At 69.4% G+C, this 20,361-nt stretch carries 11 protein-coding genes; 5 read left to right on the forward strand and 6 right to left on the reverse strand.

Annotation, left to right across the window (positions count from 1 at the left end; translation table 11 throughout):
- Positions 1-43 precede the first annotated feature (43 nt).
- From rplO to rpsH, 6 genes are read right to left on the reverse strand one after another with little or no spacing between them, the layout of a single operon-like run.
- Positions 44-484 carry a 50S ribosomal protein L15 gene (rplO, locus tag GH2_RS19785; RefSeq protein WP_066172094.1) on the reverse strand — a complete coding sequence of 147 codons (441 nt, stop codon included), beginning with the start codon at positions 482-484 and terminating at the stop codon, positions 44-46.
- A 2-nt stretch (positions 485-486) separates the two neighbouring features.
- Positions 487-666 (reverse strand): 50S ribosomal protein L30, encoded by a 180-nt coding sequence (rpmD, locus tag GH2_RS19790; RefSeq protein WP_062393706.1) that lies wholly within the window; start codon positions 664-666, stop codon positions 487-489.
- 2 nt (positions 667-668) lie between these two features.
- Positions 669-1,313 (reverse strand): 30S ribosomal protein S5, encoded by a 645-nt coding sequence (gene rpsE / locus GH2_RS19795; RefSeq protein WP_062393707.1) that lies wholly within the window; start codon positions 1,311-1,313, stop codon positions 669-671.
- Positions 1,314-1,359: 46 nt separating this feature from the next.
- A complete protein-coding gene (gene rplR, locus GH2_RS19800; RefSeq protein WP_066172095.1) occupies positions 1,360-1,755 on the reverse strand; it encodes a 50S ribosomal protein L18 in 396 nt (131 codons plus the stop codon).
- A 3-nt stretch (positions 1,756-1,758) separates the two neighbouring features.
- Entirely contained in the window at positions 1,759-2,295 is a 537-nt protein-coding gene (rplF, locus tag GH2_RS19805) for a 50S ribosomal protein L6 (RefSeq protein WP_066172096.1), read from the reverse strand.
- Positions 2,296-2,308: 13 nt separating this feature from the next.
- Complete coding sequence (gene rpsH / locus GH2_RS19810; RefSeq protein WP_066172097.1) at positions 2,309-2,707, reverse strand: 30S ribosomal protein S8; 399 nt, start codon at positions 2,705-2,707, stop codon at positions 2,309-2,311.
- A 417-nt stretch (positions 2,708-3,124) separates the two neighbouring features.
- Between rpsH and GH2_RS21715 the strand changes: the two genes are divergently transcribed.
- From GH2_RS21715 to GH2_RS19835, 5 genes are all read left to right on the forward strand, one after another.
- Positions 3,125-3,289, forward strand: coding sequence for a hypothetical protein (locus GH2_RS21715; RefSeq protein WP_157086163.1), 165 nt, complete (start codon positions 3,125-3,127; stop codon positions 3,287-3,289).
- Positions 3,256-4,644 carry a GGDEF domain-containing protein gene (locus GH2_RS22145; RefSeq protein ID WP_066172099.1) on the forward strand — a complete coding sequence of 463 codons (1,389 nt, stop codon included), beginning with the start codon at positions 3,256-3,258 and terminating at the stop codon, positions 4,642-4,644. The genes GH2_RS21715 and GH2_RS22145 overlap by 34 nt, the downstream gene beginning before the upstream one ends.
- 118 nt (positions 4,645-4,762) lie before the next feature.
- A complete protein-coding gene (locus GH2_RS19825) occupies positions 4,763-5,497 on the forward strand; it encodes an AIM24 family protein (protein ID WP_084247660.1) in 735 nt (244 codons plus the stop codon).
- Between the two features lie 307 nt (positions 5,498-5,804).
- Positions 5,805-18,887, forward strand: coding sequence for a non-ribosomal peptide synthetase (locus GH2_RS19830; RefSeq protein ID WP_204701065.1), 13,083 nt, complete (start codon positions 5,805-5,807; stop codon positions 18,885-18,887).
- On the forward strand, positions 18,877-19,659 hold the full coding sequence (locus GH2_RS19835) for an ABC transporter permease (RefSeq protein ID WP_066172101.1): 783 nt from the start codon (positions 18,877-18,879) through the stop codon (positions 19,657-19,659). The genes GH2_RS19830 and GH2_RS19835 overlap by 11 nt, the downstream gene beginning before the upstream one ends.
- Positions 19,660-20,361: the final 702 nt, after the last annotated feature.

Raw genomic sequence — 20,361 nt, forward strand, 5'->3', positions numbered from 1 at the left:
CCGTTCACCTGACCGGTTCGGTAGTTCTTCATGCGGCGAAGGCTCAGGCCTGCGTCGCGGTGCCGCCGGCAGCGGCGATCTTCTCCTTGGCGGAGCCCGTGAACTTGTCGGCGGTGATGTCGACCTTCACGGTCAGTTCACCGTCGCCAAGGACCTTGACGAGCTCGTTCTTGCGCACAGCGCCGGCCGCGACCAGATCGGCGACACCGATGGTGCCACCCTCCGGGAACAGACGGGAGATGTCGCCGACGTTGACGACCTGGTACTCCACGCGGTTGCGGTTGGTGAAGCCCTTGAGCTTCGGCAGACGCATGTGAATCGGCATCTGGCCGCCCTCGAAGCGGGCCGGAACGTTCTTGCGTGCCTTGGTGCCCTTGGTACCGCGACCAGCGGTCTTACCCTTGGACGCCTCACCGCGACCCACGCGGGTCTTCTCGGTCTTCGCACCCGGTGCAGGGCGAAGGTGGTGCAGCTTGATGGTCATGATTAAACCTCTTCGACTGTCACGAGGTGACGAACCACGTTGATGAGGCCGCGGTTGATCGGGGTGTCCTCGCGGGTGACTGTCTTGCGGATGCCCTTGAGGCCAAGGGTGCGCAGGCTGTCACGCTGGTTCTTCTTGGTACCGACGGTGCCCTTGATCTGGGTGATCTTCAGCTCGGCCATGGTCATGCTCCCTTGTTGGCTGCGGCAGCCGCGCGGGCGCGCAGCATGCCTGCCGGAGCGACGTCCTCGACCGGCAGTCCGCGACGGGCAGCGACCTCTTCAGGCTGCTGCAGCATCTTCAGTGCCGCGACAGTGGCGTGAACCACGTTGATCGCGTTGTCCGAGCCGAGGCTCTTCGCGAGAACGTCGGTCACACCGGCGCACTCCAGGACGGCACGCACGGCGCCACCGGCGATCACACCGGTACCCGAGCTGGCCGGGCGCAGCATCACGACGCCGGCCGCAGCCTCACCCTGAACCGGGTGGGTCACGGTGCCGCCGATCAGCGGAACGCGGAAGAAGTTCTTACGAGCCTCTTCGACGCCCTTCTGGATGGCCGCGGGAACTTCCTTGGCCTTGCCGTAGCCGACGCCGACCAGGCCCTGGCCGTCGCCGACCACCACGAGTGCGGTGAAGCTGAAGCGACGACCGCCCTTGACGACCTTCGACACGCGGTTGATGGTCACCACACGCTCGAGGTGATTCTTCTCCTCGCGCTCGCGGTTGCGGTTGTCGCGACGGTCGCCGCGGCCGCGACGCTCGCCGCGGTTGTCGTTGCTGTTGTTTCCGGCGGGTCCGTTTCCGCCGTCACGCTGACGTCCGGGCATCAGAAGTCCCCTCCGTTGATCTTGTTGGTCATCTGCAGGTTCGACATCAGAGCTTCAGGCCTCCCTCGCGGGCGGCGTCAGCCAGAGCCGCGATGCGACCGTGGTACTTCTTGCCGCCGCGGTCGAAGACCACAGACTCGATTCCTGCTGCCTTGGCGCGAGCTGCCACCAGCTCACCGACCTTGGCGGCCTGCGCCGACTTGTCGCCACCGGCGGCGCGCACGTCAGCCTCGATGCTGCTGGCCGCGGCCAGGGTGTGGCCGGTCAGGTCGTCGATGATCTGAACGTGGATGTGCCGACTGCTGCGCTTGACGGCCATGCGCGGACGCGCCGCGGTGCCGTTGATCTTCTTACGCAGACGGAAGTGACGACGGCTGGTCGCGGTGCGACGACGGGTCGACACGTCCTTGCCGATGGGCTTGCGAACAGTTGTTTCACTCATGTCTTACTTACCCGTCTTTCCGACCTTGCGGCGGATCTGCTCACCCTCGTAGCGAATGCCCTTGCCCTTGTAGGGGTCCGGACGACGCAGGCGGCGGATGTTCGCCGAGATCTGGCCGACTAGCTGCTTGTCGATTCCCGAGACCGAGAACTTGGTCGGGGACTCCACCGCGAAGGTGATGCCCTCCGGAGCCTCGATCGGCACGGGGTGGCTGTAGCCGAGGGCGAACTCGAGGTCCTTGCCCTTGGCCTGAACGCGGTAGCCGACACCGTGGATTTCCATCTTGGTGGTGTAGCCCTGCGTGACGCCGACGACCAGGTTGTTGACCAGCGAGCGGTTGAGGCCGTGCAGTGCACGGTTCTCGCGCTCGTCGTTCGGCCGGGTGACGACGATGGTGTTCTCTTCGGTCGCGACCTGGATCGGCGAGGTGACAGTCAGGCTGAGTTCGCCCTTCGGTCCCTTGACCTTGACATCCTGGCCATCGACGCTGACGTCGACACCGGCGGGAATTGCGATGGGGTTCTTACCAATACGCGACATTTTCTTCGCTCCCCTACCAGACGTAAGCGAGGACTTCGCCGCCCACGCCCTGGTTTGCTGCCTGGCGGTCGGTGAGGAGGCCGGACGACGTGGAGATGATGGCCACGCCGAGGCCGCCCAGGACCTTGGGCAGGTTGGTGGACTTTGCGTACACGCGCAGACCCGGCTTCGAGACACGGCGGAGACCGGCGATGCTGCGCTCGCGGGTGGGGCCGTACTTCAGGGTCACGGTGAGCTTCTTGCCGACCTCGGCGTCTTCGACGCGGTAGTCGGTGATGTAGCCCTCACGCTTGAGGATCTCGGCGATGTTCACCTTGATCTTCGACGAGGGCAGCGCGACCTCGTCGTGGAACGCCGAGTTGGCGTTACGCAGACGCGTCAAGAAGTCTGCGATCGGGTCAGTCATGGTCATGGTTCGACCGTCAACCTTTCTCGTAGCGGTTCCCATGCAGCGGTGTCCCCGGCTCGTTCCTTTTGCAGGACCGTCCCGGTTGGCACTGGTGGGCCTTCCACGAAGTGGATAGTTGTGCATTTTCACGCCGTCTGATGCCATTGGCTTTTCGCCGGCACCGTCGGGCTATATGAAGTTGTGGGCCCTGGGGGCACACTTCACCCAGGCAACCTGAAATATTGTAGGGCCCTGCTGGGCAGATCCCAAATCAGTCGCGACGCCGTCTCCACCGTGGCGCGTGACCCGCTGCGGGTAACGATCGGCGGTGGCGAGCCCGGCACCGGCGAACTGTCGTCCGATCGACCGGTTCTGTCGCGCGACATGCGGGATTCGCGAGATTTGAGCAACGATTCGCGCGACGCGTGCGACAGAGATGATGTGCCCCCAGACCGCGCGTTCCACTCGCACTTCGTCGAATCCGGCCGCGGTTCAAAATCCGAACTCTGGCTCATCCTGCTCGCCATGATCACCGTCCTGCTGCTGTTGCAGGCGTACATCCTGGGCGTGCCGTGCTGCCCGCCGTCCTCGTCGGGTTCGGCGTGATCGTCACCGCCGAGCTGCTCTACGTCCCGACCACGAGCAACGGCTTGTTCGGGCTCGCCGCGGGCGGAGCCATCCTGCTGGTGCCGCTGGCGTCGTCGTACGAGCTCGAGCGGATCTCGCGCAGCGCCTGGCGTCGACAGCAGCAGTTCGACGCGCTGGCGTCCACCGATGCGTTGACCGGTTTGCCGAATCTGCGGACGTTGCGCGACGAGTTCGCGCGCAGGCTGGCGACGTCGCCTGCTTCGGTGTCCCTCGCCCTGTTCGACATCGACCTGTTCAAGCAGGTGAACGACACCCGCGGCCACCAGGTCGGCGACGAGGAGTTCGCCGTCGTCTGGACCGAGACCGACGCCGACCGCGCCCTCTACCGAGCCAAGTCGGCCGGCCGAGATCAGACATCGCGCAGTGCGCCGTCAGCACCCGACTCCCTCGAAACCGTCGACCTGCCGGTCACCGTCGAACCCCGCCCCCGGACATCCACGTCGGTCCTCTCCGAGCCGGAACGGCGCGGACTGTTTCGTCTCGAGTACGAGCAGAGCGGCCTCGGCGCCCAGCGCACGATCATGGGCGGACTGCTGATGGTGTGCGCGCTGCTGCTGACGTTCCAGAAGGACGTCCTGCAGATCCCCGACGCCGCCGACCTCACCGGCAGGCTGTTCCTGTTGATCGGCATCATGCCGCCCGCCGCCGTGATCCTGGTGACCAGTCTGATCCCGCGGTGTCGACGCTGGTCGTCGGAGATCTACATCGCCTGCGTCGCGGTGATCGTCACCGCCCAGATGGTCCAGCGCGTGATGCAGCTGCCCAAGGGCTACGAGGTGGTGCCGCTGCTGATGCCGCTCGCAGTGATCTTAAGCATGGGCATCGTCCGCATCCGCTTCCCGCTGCTGGTCACGTCGATGACCGCACAAATCACCGCTCTGACCGTCACCGAACTCGTCGTGTTGCCGACCGACAGCGCGAGTGTCATCGCCCTGCTCACGACGATCGTCATGGCCGCGGTGACGCTGCGTTTCGCGTATCGCGTCGAGCAGATCGCACGGCTGGACTGGGACCGATCCGAAGTCCTGCTGCGACTGTCCCACGTCGACGCCCTCACCGGGCTCGCCAACCGGCGCCAGTTCGACGACGACCTCCGCGCTCTCCTCGCCTCGACCAACGCTCGCCGACGGGCGGTGGTTCTGATCGACGTCGACCACCTCAAGCAGTTCAACGACGCGTTCGGCCATGCGGCGGGCGACATGTGCCTGCGCCGCGTCGGTCGTGTGATCAGCGACACGGTTCAGCCTCGAACGGGGTGCAACGGGCCGACGCCTCCCTGTATGAAGCGACAGCCGCCGGCCGCAATCGTCTGATGATCGACTGACAGACCGTACCCTCGTGAACCACGCCGCCGGTACCATCGCCACCAGTGCACGTCCCGCCTCTCCCACCGATCCGGCAGCACACCGGGCGACGCCACCAGGAGCCACCATGAAGAGCGAGTTGTTCGCCCCCGCGCACGCGGAAGTCCAGCACGCCGGAATCCAGAAGCAGGGCAGCAAGATGTGCCGCGTCGGCCTCAACGGCGACGTGCTGGCTCGACAGGGATCCATGGTCGCCTATCAGGGAGATCTGCATTTCGAGGCGCTGGGGGCGGGCGGTTTCGGCAGGATGGTCCGACAGGCGGTGACCGGCGAGGGCGTCCCGCTGATGAAGATCAGCGGGCGCGGCGACCTCTTCCTCGCCGACGCCGCGAGCGACGTCCACCTGGTCGATCTCGACGGCTCCGACGGCCTCACCGTCAACGGCGCCAACGTCCTCGCCTTCGATCCGTCCCTGGAGTACGCCGTGGAGCGCGTCCGCGGTGCTGCAGCGTCGAGTTCGGCGGGCATGTTCAACTGCGTCTTCCGCGGTGTCGGCCGCATCGCGCTCACCACCGACGGCGCGCCCGTCGTCATGAACGTCACGGGCGACACCTATGCCGATCCGCACGCCGCGGTGGCCTGGTCGGCGAGCCTGCAGACCTCGGTCCAGCGCAACGACACCTTCGGTGTCGGCACGCTCATGGGACGGACCACCGGCGAGCGTTTCACCCTCGCCTTCCAAGGCCAGGGCTTCGTCATCGTGCAGCCGTCCGAACGGTCGCGGGGCGGCGTTCTCGGCGGCACCGGTCAGGGCCAGGACGCGGGCGTCAGCGGCATGCTCGGCGGATTCCTGGGTCGGTGAGACCGGGCCGGTGACGTTGGGAGGCGAGGTCGCCCCGGTGACGTCGGCCACACGGCCCAGGCAACGTCGCTGATCGCGAGCCTCGCTCTGCAATCAGGGGCGAAAGCCCCTGTTCATGGGACATACAGGTGTGCATCAGTCCTGTTATCTTTTCAGGCAGACCACCAAAAAGCCGCCAGAACGGCTACTTGTGACGATCAGCCCGATATCGTCCATTCACGACTCCGACGCGCCCTCTCTCCGATGGGGCGTGTCTCTCGTCATGGGCATCCCTGGCCGGCCGTCCCGGACTGCAGGAGCTTGACCAGTGACGACCGAGTCGCAGGACCATGTTGTAGACGACCGACTCGCCGATGTCAGCGCCCCACAGCCAGATGTGCTCCCCCTCACCGCCGCCCAGCGCGGCGTCTACTACGCCCAACTGATCGAACCCGACGTCCCGCTGTCGGTCTGCGCGTTCCTGGAGTTCGACGAGCCGATCGACGAGTCCGCGCTCCGCGCCGCGGTGATCGTGACCGCTCGCGAGACCGAGTCTCCGCTCGTCCGCGTCCACCGGGCCGACGACCACAACGCGCCCCGCCTCACGATCGACGACGGACCGATGGAGTTCGCCGTCCACGACTTCTCCGACCATCCCGAGCCCCGCACTGCAGCCCTGGCGTGGATCGAGAATCATCGCCGCCGGACCATCGACGTCCACGACCGTCCACTGGTCGAGTCGCACCTGCTCCGCATCGGAGGCGACCGCCGTATCTGGTACGTGTGGGGCCACCACCTCGCGGTCGACGGCTTCGCGACGACCATCATGATCGCGAAGGTCAGCCGACGGTACACCGCCACGATGTGCGGTACGCCGCCCGACCAGCCGACCGGCGTATCGCTGCACGAGATCGTGCGCATCGACGACGAGTACCGCGCGTCTGCGGATTTCGACGCGGACCGACGGTTCTGGGCGGAACGGCTCACCGAATCCGACGGCGATCCGCTGGAGCCGGCGTCGCCGTCCTCGGTGACCGAGCCCGCCGCCTTCCTGTCCGCCGTCAACTCCGCCGTGGTGCCGGAAGCGACGGCCACCGGTCTGCGAGCGGTCGCCGAGCACCTCGGCGTGCGGACCGGATCGGTGATCACCGCGGCGTGCGCGCTGTACTTGAACCGGTTCCTCGATCGCACCGAGTCGACGATCAGCCTCCCCGTCATCGCTCGGCGCCGCGGGGTCCTCCGCCAATCGGCCGGAATGCTGTCGAATGTGCTGCCGATCCCGATCCGCACCGACGATCGGAGACAGTCGCTGCACGACTTCATCCTCGCGGTCGACGCGGAGATCTGCGCGGCGCTGCCGCATCAGCGGTTCCGCCATGAGGACATCGTCCGCGACGTCATCGCGTCGCCGAGCGGGCGCCGCGGCTTCTTCGGACCGCTGATCAACATCATGCTGTTCTTCGACCGCGTGGAGTTCGGTCCGGCGACCGCCCACATCACAGTGCTCTCGACCGGCCCGATCGAAGACATGTCGGTGAATGTCTACCAGTCCTTCGACGGCGGGTTGCGGCTCGACCTGGAGACGAATCCGAACGTCTACACCGCTGATGAGGCGGGCGGACACCACTATCGGCTGTGCGACGCGCTCGACTTCGTCGCCTCCGTCGACCTGTCCCGACCGATCTCCGACCTGCCCGTCGTCGCCGCGTCGGAATGGCAAGCGTTGACCGTTGCCGCGCGCGGACGCACCGTGGATCCGGGGCCGGATCTGGTTCCCGACCTCCTGCGCGATGCAGCGCAGCGACACCGCAATCGCACCGCGGTGATCGGCCCCGACGGCGTCGAACTGTCGTATCGGGAGTACGACGACTGCGTCCGTCAGGTCGCGGCGACCCTCGCCGCCGCGGGCGCCGGCCCCGAGACCGTCATCGGCGTGATGCTGCCGCGCAGCGTGGAGCACCTGGTCACGATTCACGCGATCCTGCGCGCCGGCGCCGTCTTCGTGCCGATCGATCCCGACGAACCGGCGCAGCGCCTCGACCAGATCATCGAGGTGGCGGCCCCCGCGCTCATCGTGGTCGCCGAGGCCCGGCCCGATCTGCCCGCACCGTCGCTGACGTTCGACGAGCTTGCTGATCAGCCGGCGTCGTGCACCGACCGCCCGGTCTCGACGCTCCACCCGGACAGCGCCGCGTACCTGTTGTTCACCTCCGGCTCCACCGGACAGCCGAAGGGCGTCGTGATCAGTCACCGCGCGCTGCGGAATCGGCTGGCGTGGATGCAGGACGAGTACCCGCTCACCGGCTCCGATCGCGTACTGCACAAGACCCCGGCGACCTTCGACGTCTCGGTGTGGGAGTACTTCTGGCCGCTGCTGCACGGCGCCGGACTGGTGATCATGCCCGCCGACCAGCATCGCGACCCACTCCTGATCTCCCACGTGATCCAGCGGCATCGCGTCACGGTCGCGCACTTCGTCCCGTCGATGTTGTCCGCGTTCACCGATGCACTCACGCTCGATCCGGAGGCCACGCAGCGCCTCGCGTCCCTGCGGACCGTCGTCACCAGCGGTGAGGCCCTCACGGGTGCGGCCGTCGGTGCCGTGGCCGCGCTGAGCAACGCCGCCGTCCACAATCTCTACGGCCCCACCGAGGCAGCGATCGACGTCACCGCACACCGCGATGCGAGAGCGGACCGGCAGTTGGTCCCGATCGGCCTACCGGTGTGGAACACCGACGTCCACGTGCTCGACGACCGCCTGCAGCCGGTGCCCTTCGACGCGCTCGGCGAACTGTATCTGGGCGGTGCACAGTTGGCGCGGGGCTATCAGCGACGGCCTGATCTCTCCGCATCGACGTTCGTCGCGAACCCGTTCGCCGCCGGCGCCCGCCTGTATCGGACGGGCGATCTGGTGCGCCGACGGGTCGACGGCACCCTGGAGTACGTCGGTCGCCGGGACTTCCAGGTCAAGATCCGCGGCCAGCGCGTCGAACTGGGCGAGGTGGACGCCGCGCTCTCGGCACTCGACGGCGTCCGCGCTGCGACGGCGGTCGCCCGAACGGACGTCGTCGCCGAACCCGTGCTGGTCGCGTATGTGATCGGTGACGAGCTCTCCCGACGCGATCTACGGACTGAGTTGGCCCCGCGACTCCCCGGCCACATGATCCCCTCCCAGGTGATCATCGTCGATGCGTTTCCGACCACCCGAAACGGCAAGATCGACCAGTCGCTACTGCCGCGGCCGGAGGCCCCCGACGACACGCTCGCCGCTCCCGAGTCGCTGATGGAACACCTGGTGCACGACACCGTGTGCGCGGTGCTCGAGGTGCCCGGCGTCCCGATGACCGCCAGTCTGTTCGAGGTGGGCGGGTCGTCGCTGTCGGCGACCCGCGTCGCGGCACGACTGTCCCGTGCGTGCGATGTGGAGCTGTCCCTGCGCACCGTCTTCGAGGCTACCGACCTCCGCGGCCTCGCGATCGACCTCGAGAACCTGCCGCGACGGTCCGCCCCCGGCGCCGCCGACTTCCCACCGGTCGACGGCCCGGTCGCGCTCTCCCCCGCACAACAGCGCCTCTGGTTGGCCGAACGCCTCGATCTGGACACCGGCGGGCGCTACCACATCCCGTTCGTGGTCCACCTGCGCGGACCGCTCGACGTCGACGCCTTGACCGACGCCCTCAACGACGTGCTCGAACGCCACGAGCCGCTGCGCACCCGGGTGCTCGACATCGACGGGATCGGCCACCAGGAGGTCGTGCCCCCGGGCGGCGACCAGATCGTTCTCCCGCTGCTGACCGAGGGCGCCGACCCGGACCGCGAGGCGACCGAGTTCGCCCGCCACCCCTTCGATCTCAGCGCCCACCTGCCGATCCGGGCGCAGCTGATCCGACATCGCGCCGACGGCCCAGACGGCCCGGTGCACACCCTGCACCTGGTGGTCCACCACATCGCCGCCGACGGCTGGTCACTGGCGCCGCTCGCCACCGATCTGGCCGCCGCCTACCGCGCACGGGTCGCGGGCGAGCGCCCGTCGTTCGTTCCGCTACCGGTCAGCTATCGCCAGGTGAGCGAGCACCGACGGACAGCACTCACGGCCGCCGAGTCCACGGTCGCCCGCCAGATCGCGTTCTGGCGCGAGCGGCTCGCGGGAGTCGACAGCGCACACGCCCTCCCCTACGACCACCCGCGGACCGCGACCCCTGACGGCGACGTAGTCGTCCGACGGCTCGCGCCGGGCACCGCCGCGCGGATCGCCGACCTCGCAGCCGCGGAGCGCGCCACGGAGTTCATGGTTCTGCACAGCGCAGTCGCCGCCCTTCTGGCCCTTGCCTCCGGGCACTCCGACGTCGTGATCGGCACGCCGGTGTCGGGTCGTGGCGAGGACTTCCTCGATCCGATGGTCGGCATGTTCGTCAACACCGTCGCGCTGCGCACCGACGTCGACTGCGGCCGACCGTTCGTGGCGCTGCTCGCCACCGCCCGGGACGCCGACCTGGCGGCGTTCGAGAACGCCGATGTGCCCTTCGACCGGCTGGTGGCCGAACTGCACCCGCCCCGCGTGGCGGGCGTCCACCCCTACTTCACCGCGATCGTCTCGGTGGAGCCCGCCGGTCGGCTCGATCTCGACTTCGCCGGCCTCGAAGCGACCGCCGAACCGGTGGAGACGCACACCGCCAAATTCGACCTCCAGTTCACCTTCCGCCCCACCGCGGACGGAACCGTCGAGCTCCGCCTCGGTTACGCGCTGGCGGTCTTCGACGCCGCCGGAGCCGAGCGCCTCGCCGATCAATTCGTGGCACTGGCTGATGCCGCGTTCACCGCACCGCACCGCGCCATCGACACGCTGGCGCCCGAACCAGGAAACGAGTCGCGAGCCCTCCCGATGTCTGCCCCCGGACACCCGCTTACCACCGCCCTCGACGCCGCGACCGACCTCGCCGCACCGCCCGACGCCGCACCGCTGACCGGTGTCGAACTCGCCGTCGCGACCGACGTCGCCGAGCTGCTCGGCCTGGACCTCGCAACGCTCCGCGGCGACGACGACTTCTTCGAGCTCGGCGGAAACTCACTGCTGGCGACGCAGGTGATCGGTCGACTCGAGAACCGCACCGGCATCCGCATCCCGGTCCGCAGCGTGTTCGACGACGCGCGGATTCGGGCGATCGCGGCGCTGGCCGATCAGCCGTCGACCGCCCACTCGCGCCGTGTGGAACTGACCCACCTCGACGAGCCCGCCACCACCCCGGGAACCGCGGCCACACAGCTCTGGTTCCTGAACCGCCTCACCGAGGCCGACGACGACACCGCCGCCGGGTCGTACAACATCTCCTTCGCGCTGGACCTGCGGGGCGATGTCGACGTGCCCGCTCTGGAGCAGGCGCTCAATCAGGTGATCGCCCGCCACGAGCCGCTGCGAACCACCTATCCGGCACCGGACGGGCTGCCCGTCCTCCACATCCATGCGCCGGGTGCGGTGTCGCTGAGGCTGCACACCGAATCCATCGACGCCAAGGCCTGGCCGGATGCCGCCCGGGCTTTCGCCGCGCGCGGTTTTCATCTCGGCACCGAGATCCCGATCCGCGCGGTGATGCATCGGCTGCCCGGTCCCGGCACATGCCACCGCCTGACGATCGTCGTGCATCACATCGCCGCCGACGGGTGGTCCATGCTGCCGCTCGCGCGTGATCTCGGCGAGGCCTATCGCGCGTTGCGGTCGGGCGCCGCCGCAGAGCTCCGTCTCCCTGCGATCACCTACAGCGACTACCTGCGGTGGCAGACCGCGTCGCTCGCCGTCCCGAGCACGACGACCAGTGGTGAATCCACGCTGGTCGAACTGACCGAGTGGTGGCGGGGAGTGTTAGACGGGATCGGGTTCGCGCCGATCCTGACCCCCGAGCTGAACCCCGACGCCGACCGGCAGGGCCGGAGCCGCGTGGTCGAGGTTCCGTTCCCGGCCGCATCACGCAGCCGACTCCGCGCCGCACTCGACACCGGAGCCACCGAGTTCATGGTGACGCACGCGGTCTTCGCCGCCGTGCTGCACCGGCTGGCGAGCGATCCCGACGCGCATCTCGGCGACCGTCGCTCCGACATCGTGATCGGCACCCCGGTCGCCGGCCGCACCGATCCGCGGCTGGCCGAGCTGGTCGGCATGTTCGTCAACACCATTCCGCTGCGCACCCCGGTCCGGTCGGACGTCTCGTTCGCCGACCTGGTGGAGGCCGTCCGCGACGCCGACGTGGACGCCTTCGCCCACGCCGACCTGCCCTTCGAGCGCTTGGTCACCGCGATCCGACCCCCGCGCGGCGGACGACACCCGATCTTCCAGACCGTCCTCGCCTTCGACGACCTCGCCGACCCCGCCGCTGCCGGGATCGACCTGGACGGACTGACGACGGAGTTGATCGACGTCGACGCGGGCGGCGCTCGATTCGACCTGGAACTGCGGATCCGCGGTGACGTCGCACGCTTCACCTACGACGCCGACCTGTTCAGCGAAGCCCGCATCCAGGCGTTCGCGCACGCCTTCGTCGCCTTCGCCGACGCGGCGACCGCACAACCGTCCACCCCGCTCGGTGATCTCCCGCTCGACGCGGCGGCCACGCCGCCATCGATCCCGGCGCTCGCTCGACCCGGCCATCTCGTCGATCTCATCGACGGCGCGGTGGCGACCGCGCCGCGCGGCATCGCGCTGGTCGACGGCAACCGCCGCCTCACGTACGCCGAATGCGACGCCATCACCGATCGGTGGGCCGCCCATCTGCGATCCGTGCACGGCGCGGTCGACGACACCATCGGTCCCCGGTCCACCGACGGCGAGAATCCGCCCGCGGTGGCGATCGCGCTCCCCCGATCCGCCGACTCGGTACTCGCGTTCTGGGCGGCCGCGAAGTCCGGTCTGATGGCGGTGCCGATGGATCCGCGCTATCCCGCGAGCCGACTGCGGCACATGGCCGAGGATTCCGGCGTCACGATCGGCATCGTCGCCGACGAGGCTCAGCTCGCTCCACTCCCCGACTCCGTGCACTGGTTGCCGCTCTCGGCCCTCTCCGCAACCGTCCCCGGTGTGCCCGCGACCGCGTCGTCCCACCGGGATCCGGCCGCGGCGGCCTATCTGATCTACACCTCGGGGACCACCGGTGCACCCAAGGGCGTTCGGATCCCGCACCGCGGACTGGCACCGTTGGCCGCCGCCCAAGCGGGGTGGTTCGGCACGTCGCGGAACTCCCGCGTCCTGCACTTCGCCTCTCCCGGTTTCGACGGCTCGGTTCTGGAGATGCTGCTTGCCCTGCACTCCGCATCGACGCTGGTCGTGGCACCGCCGACTCTCTACGGCGGCCGCGAACTCGTCGACTTCCTCGCCGAACAGCGCGTCACCGAGGCCTTCGTGACACCGGCGGCGCTCGGCGGCGTCGAGGCGCCTGCGCTCCCCGCCCTGCGCACTCTCGCCATCGGCGGCGACGCCTTCGGCACCGATCTGGTCCGGATCTGGGCCGACGGTCGCCGCGTGCTGAACGTCTACGGCCCCACCGAGTCCACCGCGATCGTGATGGCGGGCGCGGTCACTCCCGACGCTCCGGTGCGACTCGGTACGGCCCTCGCCGGAAACCGGTTGGAGGTGCTCGACACCGCACTCCGTCCGACGCCCGCGTACGTGCCGGGCGAGCTGTACATCTCCGGTCCGGGGCTCGCCGACGGCTACCACCGGCATCCGGGCCGCACGGCGACCACATTCGTGGCCGGGCCCGACGGCCGGCGGCGCTACCGGACCGGCGACATCGTGTGCGCCGACGCCGACGGTGTCCTGACGCACCTCGGTCGCAGTGATCGGCAGGTCAAGGTCCGCGGCTTCCGCGTCGAGCTCAGCGAGACCGACGACGCGCTTCGCTCGCATCCCGACGTCGCCGACGCCGTCACCATCGTCCGTGGCGCCGGAGCCACGGCACGCCTCGCCGCATACGTCGAACTCAAGCCGGGCAGCGCGCTGAATCCACCGCATCTGCTGGCCCACGCCGCTGAGCATCTGCCCCACCACACCGTGCCGTCGACGGTGACCGTCATCGACCGGGTCCCGCTGACGATCAACGGCAAACTCGACACCGCCTCGCTCCCCGAGCCGGGCACGCCGTCCGGCGCAGGCGAGGGCCGTGCTCCGAGCAGTTCTGCGGAGCGACTGGTCGCCGCGGCCTTCGCCCGCGCGTTGGATCTCGACGTCACCGACATCGGAGTGGACGACGACTTCTTCGGGCTCGGCGGGACATCGCTGCAGGCGACGATTCTGGTGAACCAGGTGAACGCCGCAGCGGTCGAGGTCCCTGTCCCCGTCCGCGCAGTCTTCGACCATCCGACAGTCGTGCAACTGGCCGCCACGCTGACGCTCGTCGACCACGCGCCCGCGTCCGTCGTGCCTTCATCGCCCATCGTGCCTTCATCGCCCATCGTGTCCGCCGCGCCGACCGTCTCCGACCGGCCGACCGAGTTCCCGCTGGCGCCGATGCAGCGTCGCCTGTGGGCACTGCACCGTGCCGCACCGGACGCCGTCGACTACGCGATGCCGTTCGCGCTGCGCCTGCACGGCGCCCTCGATCGATCAGCACTCCGCGGCGCGCTGATCGACGTCGTCTCGCGGCACACCGCGCTGCGCACCGTCTTCATGCCCCGCCGCGACGGCGCGGTCGGGACCGTGCTCGCCGATCCGGCGACCGTCGTCGGCCCTCTGGAAGCCACAGCCGGTTCCGCCGATGCGCGCTTGATCGCGGTCCGGGATGATCCGTTCGACCTCACCGTCGACCCGCCCCTGCGCATCGAACTGGTCGCGGACCACGACGGTGCACACACGCTGATCCTGGTGATGCATCACATCGCCGTTGACGGGGCCTCGCTGCCCGTCGTGGTCGGTGACCTCGCCGAGGCCTACCGGGAACGCCGCTCCGGGCGCACCGACACGTGGCCCGCGGCCGATCTCGACTTCCGCGATTACGCAGTGGCAGCGGATGCGCATCAGGAACGGGCGAAGCAGGACCGCGAGTTCTGGCGGACCGTCCTGCACGGCGCGCCCGCCGAGACCACGCTGCGTCCCGACCCCGGCGTGCACTCCGCACCCGGCAGCGAGACCGTGCGGTTCGCGATCGACCCCGCGCTGCGCGACGCGGCGGTCGTGCTGGCCCGCCGTCGATCCACCTCGATGTTCACCGTGTTGCACGCCGCCCTCGTGATCGCCCTGCAGCGCCTCGGCGCAGGCGACGACCTGGTGATCGGCAGTCCGCTCGCCGGTCGTGCGCCGCTGAACGGCCGCGACTACCGCCACGTGGTCGGCATGTTCGTCAACACCGTGGCCCTGCGCACCGTCGTCGACCCGTCGGCCACGACGTCCGAGTTGCTGGCCCGCGTCCGCGACGGTGATCTCGACGCCTGGGACCATCCGTCTGCCGCCTACGACGACGTGGTCGCCGACCTCAATCCGCCGCGCAGGCCGGGGCGGGCGCCGCTGTGCCAGACCGTGCTCTCGGTCCACGACTACGCAGAGTCGCTGACCGGCCGGTTCCCCCTGACCGACGAGATCTCGGCCGAAGTCGTCGAGGCCGACGTCGCCGGTGTGAAGTTCGATCTTCAGATCACCGTCACCGGTTCGGCGGCGGGCGCCGCGGACCCCGTGCTCGCCATCACCTACGACCGCTCGCGGTACCGCACCGCGCCGCAGTCGTTGGGCACGGCGATTCTCCGCGCCCTCGACGCATTGATCGAACGACCCGATCACCTGGTCGGCGACCTCGCGGTCACCGCACCGGAGACCGCGGCGGCGCTGCTGCCCGTCCTCGGCGGGCCCGGTGCGCAGGCGCGCACGCTGCCACAGCTGCTCCTCGCTGCCGTCGCCGACCGTCCCGACGGTCCGGCGATCATCGACGGCCGCTCCTCCGACGGCGAGACGCTCACCTACCGCGACCTGGACCGACAGGCCAACGCGCTCGCACGCCTCCTGGCCGCGCACGGCATGACCGAACCCGACGCCGTCGTCGCCGTGCTGCTGCCTCGATCCGCCGACAGTCTGCTGGTTCGGTGGGCAGCGGCCACGGTCGGCGCGGTGTACGCGCCCATCGATCCCTCGTATCCGCGCGAGCGCATCACCCGAATGCTCGACGACAGCGGCGCCCGGTTGGTCGTCACCGACCGCGAGTCCGTCGGGACCCTGCCCGCCGGGCTGCCGACGCTGGTGCTCGACGACCCCGCGCAGGCGGCCCGACTGGCCCAGACCTCGGCCGACGACTTCGGCGACACCGAGCGCGGCCGCCGCATCCACCTCGACGACGTCGCCTACCTGATCTTCACGTCCGGCTCCACCGGACGGCCGAAGGCGGTGGCGGTGACCCACCGCGGTCTGGTGGCGATCCACGACGACCTCGAGCGTCGACTGGCTCCGGATCCCGAGTCCCGCGTGCTGCAGTTCGCGTCGCCGAGTTTCGACGCCTCGATCCTGGAGATGCTGCTGACCGTCGCCGGTCGGTCGGCGGCCGTGGTGGCCCCGGCCGACGTGTTCGGCGGCCGCGAACTGACCGATTTCATCGCCGACCGGCGGGTGACGCACGCGTTCATCACGCCGGCCGCCGTCGCGGGTCTTGACCCGGACGCGGTCCCGGGCCTGCGTGCGCTCGGCGTCGGCGGCGATGTGACCGACCCCGAGTCGGTCCGCCGGTGGGCCCCGGGACGTCGCCTCGTCAACTTCTACGGGCCCACGGAGGCCACCGTCTTCATGACTTCGGCGGAGCTCACGCCGGAGACGGCCGTGACGATCGGCGGCCCGATCCCCGGCGGCGCCGTCGCCGTCCTCGACCGCCGCCTGCACCCGGCGCCTGTCGGGGTACCCGGCGAGCTGTATCTGATCGGCGACCAGGTGGCGCGCGGGTACGTCGGCCGTCCCGGCCTCACGGCCGAGCGCTTCGTGGCCGTTCCCGCCGATGCGGGGATGCCGGGAATCCGGATGTACCGCACCGGCGACCTGGTCCGCTGGACCGACGAGGGGCAGTTGCAGTATCTGGGCCGCGCCGACGACCAGATCCAGCTGCGCGGATTCCGCATCGAGCTCGGCGAGATCGACGCGGCGCTGACCGCTCATCCCGGCGTCGCCGCGGTCACCACGATCGTCGACGACTCCGGTCCCGCCGAGGTGCTGCGGTCGTACATCGCACCCGAGGCGGGCGCGGACCTCGATCCGGCCGCCGTGCGACGGACCGCCGCGGCCACCCTGCCGCGCTACATGGTGCCGTCCACGGTGCAGGTGCTCGAGGCCCTGCCCCTCACACAGTCGGGCAAGGTGGATCGTTCACGCCTGCCCGCGGCGCCGCGGCGCAGCACCGCAGGCACCGCCGCCGACGGTGACACCGCGCTCGTCGCCGCCGCGTTCGCCGAGGTTCTCGACCTCGCCGACGTGGGTCCCGACGACGACTTCTTCGATCTCGGCGGCACATCGTTGACCGCAACCACGCTGATCACCGCACTGCGCGAGGCGGGCATCGCCACGACTGTCGCGGGTGTGCTGGCGTCACCGACTCCGGCCGGCATCGCCGCCGCTGCGGCCGCGCCGACCGTCGACGACGCCCAGGCGCCGCACGACGACTCGTTGGCACCGCTGCTGCCGCTGGTTCCGCCGGAGCCCGAGGTGCCGCCGCTGTTCGCCGTTCATCCGGCGATCGGGCTGGCCTGGAGTTTCACCGCCCTGCGCGGCGCGCTGACCCCGGGGACCGGGCTCGTCGGCCTGCAGAATCCGGCGCTGTCAGGCGCCGGGTGGCCGCAGTCCATCAGCGCTCTCGCCGCCGACTACGTCCGGCGGATCCGCGAGGTGACGCCCGGCCCGTATCGCCTCGTCGGCTGGTCGCTCGGCGGACTCATCGCCCAGGAGATGGCGGTCCAGTTGGCCGAGTCCGGCGCCGAGGTCGCCGAACTGGTGCTGCTCGATTCGTACGTGCTCGCCGATCACCCGGAGCTCGCGACCATCCCGTCGATCCACGACCTCGTCGCCGAGCTCGGCATCGCGACGGACGCCGAGTCGTCGACGCCGACGCTGGCCGAGATCACCCGAGCCGTCGCCGGATCCGGCGGGCCTTTCGCCGAGCTCTCCGACGTCGACGTCCTGACGTTGCACGCCGCCTACGTGGAGGCCACCCGTCTGGCCGCACAGTGGCGACCCCGGGAGTACAGCGGTGCCACCACCATCGTCGAAGCGACGGTGACGCCGCCCGCCGACACCCCGGCCCATCGCGACTGGATCGGCAGGCTCACCGGGCCGGCGACCGTGGAGCAGGTGTCGTGCACGCACGCCAGACTGCTCGATCCGGAGAACGTGGCCGCCTATGCACCGCTCTTCGGCGCACCGCCGTCCGCGTCGCGTCGACGACTGCGCGGCGTCGGAACGTCTGCGGCTCCCGCGCTGGAGATCCGCGGGGTCAGCAAGACCTTCCGATCCGGACTGTTCCGTCGCGGCCCCGGCCATCTCGCAGTCGACGACCTCGACCTGGTGGTCCCCGCGGGCACCATCCACGCGATCCTGGGCCCGAACGGTGCGGGGAAGACGACGACCGTGTCCATGGTGGCGACGCTGTCGCAGCCCGACACCGGAACCATCCTCGTCAACGGCATCGACGCCGTCCGCAGTCCCGGCGAGGTCCGCAAGACCATCGGAGTGTCCGGCCAGTACGCGGCGGTCGACGGCACGCTGACCGGCTTCGAGAATCTGCGCATGGTCGGCCAGCTGTACGGACTCGGCCGGCGCGAGGCGTCGTCGCGGGCGCGCGACATCATCGCCGAGCTCGGCCTGTCCGACGCCGCTGACCGGCCGATGAAGACCTACTCCGGTGGCATGCGCCGCCGCCTCGACCTGGCCGGAGCGCTGATCACCGATCCCGCCTTGGTGATTCTGGACGAGCCGACCACCGGCCTGGATCCGCGGGCCCGACGACAGATCTGGGAACTGGTCTCCGGTCTTGCCGACTCCGGGACCACCATCCTCCTGACGACGCAGTACCTGGAGGAGGCCGACGAGCTCGCCGACGAGATCACCGTGATCGACGCCGGCGTGGTGATCGCCCGCGGAACACCCGACTCGCTGAAGTCCGAGTTCGGCCGCACCGCGCTGTCGGTGACCGTCGCACCGGGATCCCCGCCCGAGACCGTCCGCGCGGTGCTGTCACGCGTCGGCGAGGACGCCGCCCCGGTCGACGACTCGAGCAGCACCACCTGGACCCTGTCCGTCGACGACGGCACACGGAGTTCGGCCGCCGCGGTCCGCCACCTCACCGAGAACGGCATCACGGTGGTCGACGCCGTGGTCACCGCACCGACTCTCGACACCGTGTTCCTGGCCCTCACCTCCCCCGACTCCGACGCCCCCGTTCTCCAGGAGACCGCCGATGTTCGCTGACACCCTCGTCCTCGTCGAACGCAACCTGATCACCGTCCGTCGCATCCCCACCCTGCTGCTGACGGCCACCGTGCAGCCGCTGATGTTCGTCTTCCTGTTCGCCTACGTCTTCGGCGCGACGCTCGGCGGCGGCGCCTATCGCGAGTTCCTGATGGCGGGGATCTTCACGCAGACCGTGCTGTTCAACGCGGCGTTCACCACCGTCGGCCTGTCGACGGATCTCAGCGAGGGCATCGTCACTCGACTCCGGTCGCTGCCGATGTCCCGACTGGCGGTGATCGCCGGGCGCGTCACCTCCGACATGGTGCTCGGCATCGTGGGTCTGGCGGTGATGGTGGTCTGCGGGTTCGCCGTCGGCTGGCGGATCCGGGGCAGCTGGGGCGACGCCCTCATCGCCTTCGCCCTGCTCCTGGTGTTCGCGCTCGCGATGGCGTGGGTCGGCGCGGTCATCGGGCTCATCGCCCCCAACGTGGAGGTGGCCCAGAGCGCCGGGTTGCTGTGGATGTTCCCGGTCACCTTTCTCTCCAGCGCGTTCATCTCGGCGGGCAGCCTCCCCGGCCCGCTCCGGACGTTCGCCGAATGGAATCCGGTGACTGCCATCGCGACCGCCTGCCGGGACCTGTTCGGCAACACGGCGCCGCCGTCGTTCCCCGCGCAGTCCGGGTGGCCCGCCGATCACGCGATCGCCTACGGGCTGGCGTGGAGCCTCGCGGTGCTGGCGGTCTGCATCCCCCTGTCACTGGTCCTGTACCGCCGATCCAGCAATCGCTGACGCCCGCGCACGCCCCACGCTGATCGGGCGCCACCTGGGAACACCCCCGCCCCTCACGCTGATCGAGTGCCACCTGCGAACATCCCCCGCCCCTCACGCTGATCGAGTGCCACCTGCGAGCTCAGCGAGCAAGTGGTTCATCGAGATCCTGGCGACTGACGCCGGCACCCAACCGATTCCATCACCGACAACCAAAATTCGCGTCCCCAACAGCACCCGCCAAGGGCAGATCTCCCTCGGCGAACCCTCACGGGGACGCGAATCTCGCTAGTCCCACGAACCCCGCCGGAGGCGGACAGCGGTGGTCGTCGGCGGGGTCGCATTGATCGCAACACACTCAGACCAGCCCGAGGGGACCGCAACCGCTCAGGGTCATGCACCACTTATCGTCGAGCCGCACCACTTGTGGTTCCCGCACTCGGTCGCGACCGAGTGCGGGAACCACAAGTGGTTGCGGCTCGATGCCAAGTGGTGCGGTCTCGGTTCACCCAGTCTCGCGACAGCGACTGCCGCGAGCCCTGACGGGGCCCAGCCACCGGGAATCAATCGCTAGCATCACTCCCCCGCTCTGACGTGGCTTTTCGATCCGAAAGGGACTTCTGACCCGGCTTGCGTGAGACCTTCGCTCGGGTCCCCACCGCCGAACCGAATATTTTCCGAATAGAAGCTTCGGTAAACTCACGCAGTTCACCCGACAGTCCT

This window comes from Gordonia hydrophobica NBRC 16057, from assembly GCF_001592365.1.
Taxonomy (GTDB): Bacteria; Actinomycetota; Actinomycetes; order Mycobacteriales; family Mycobacteriaceae; genus Gordonia; species Gordonia hydrophobica.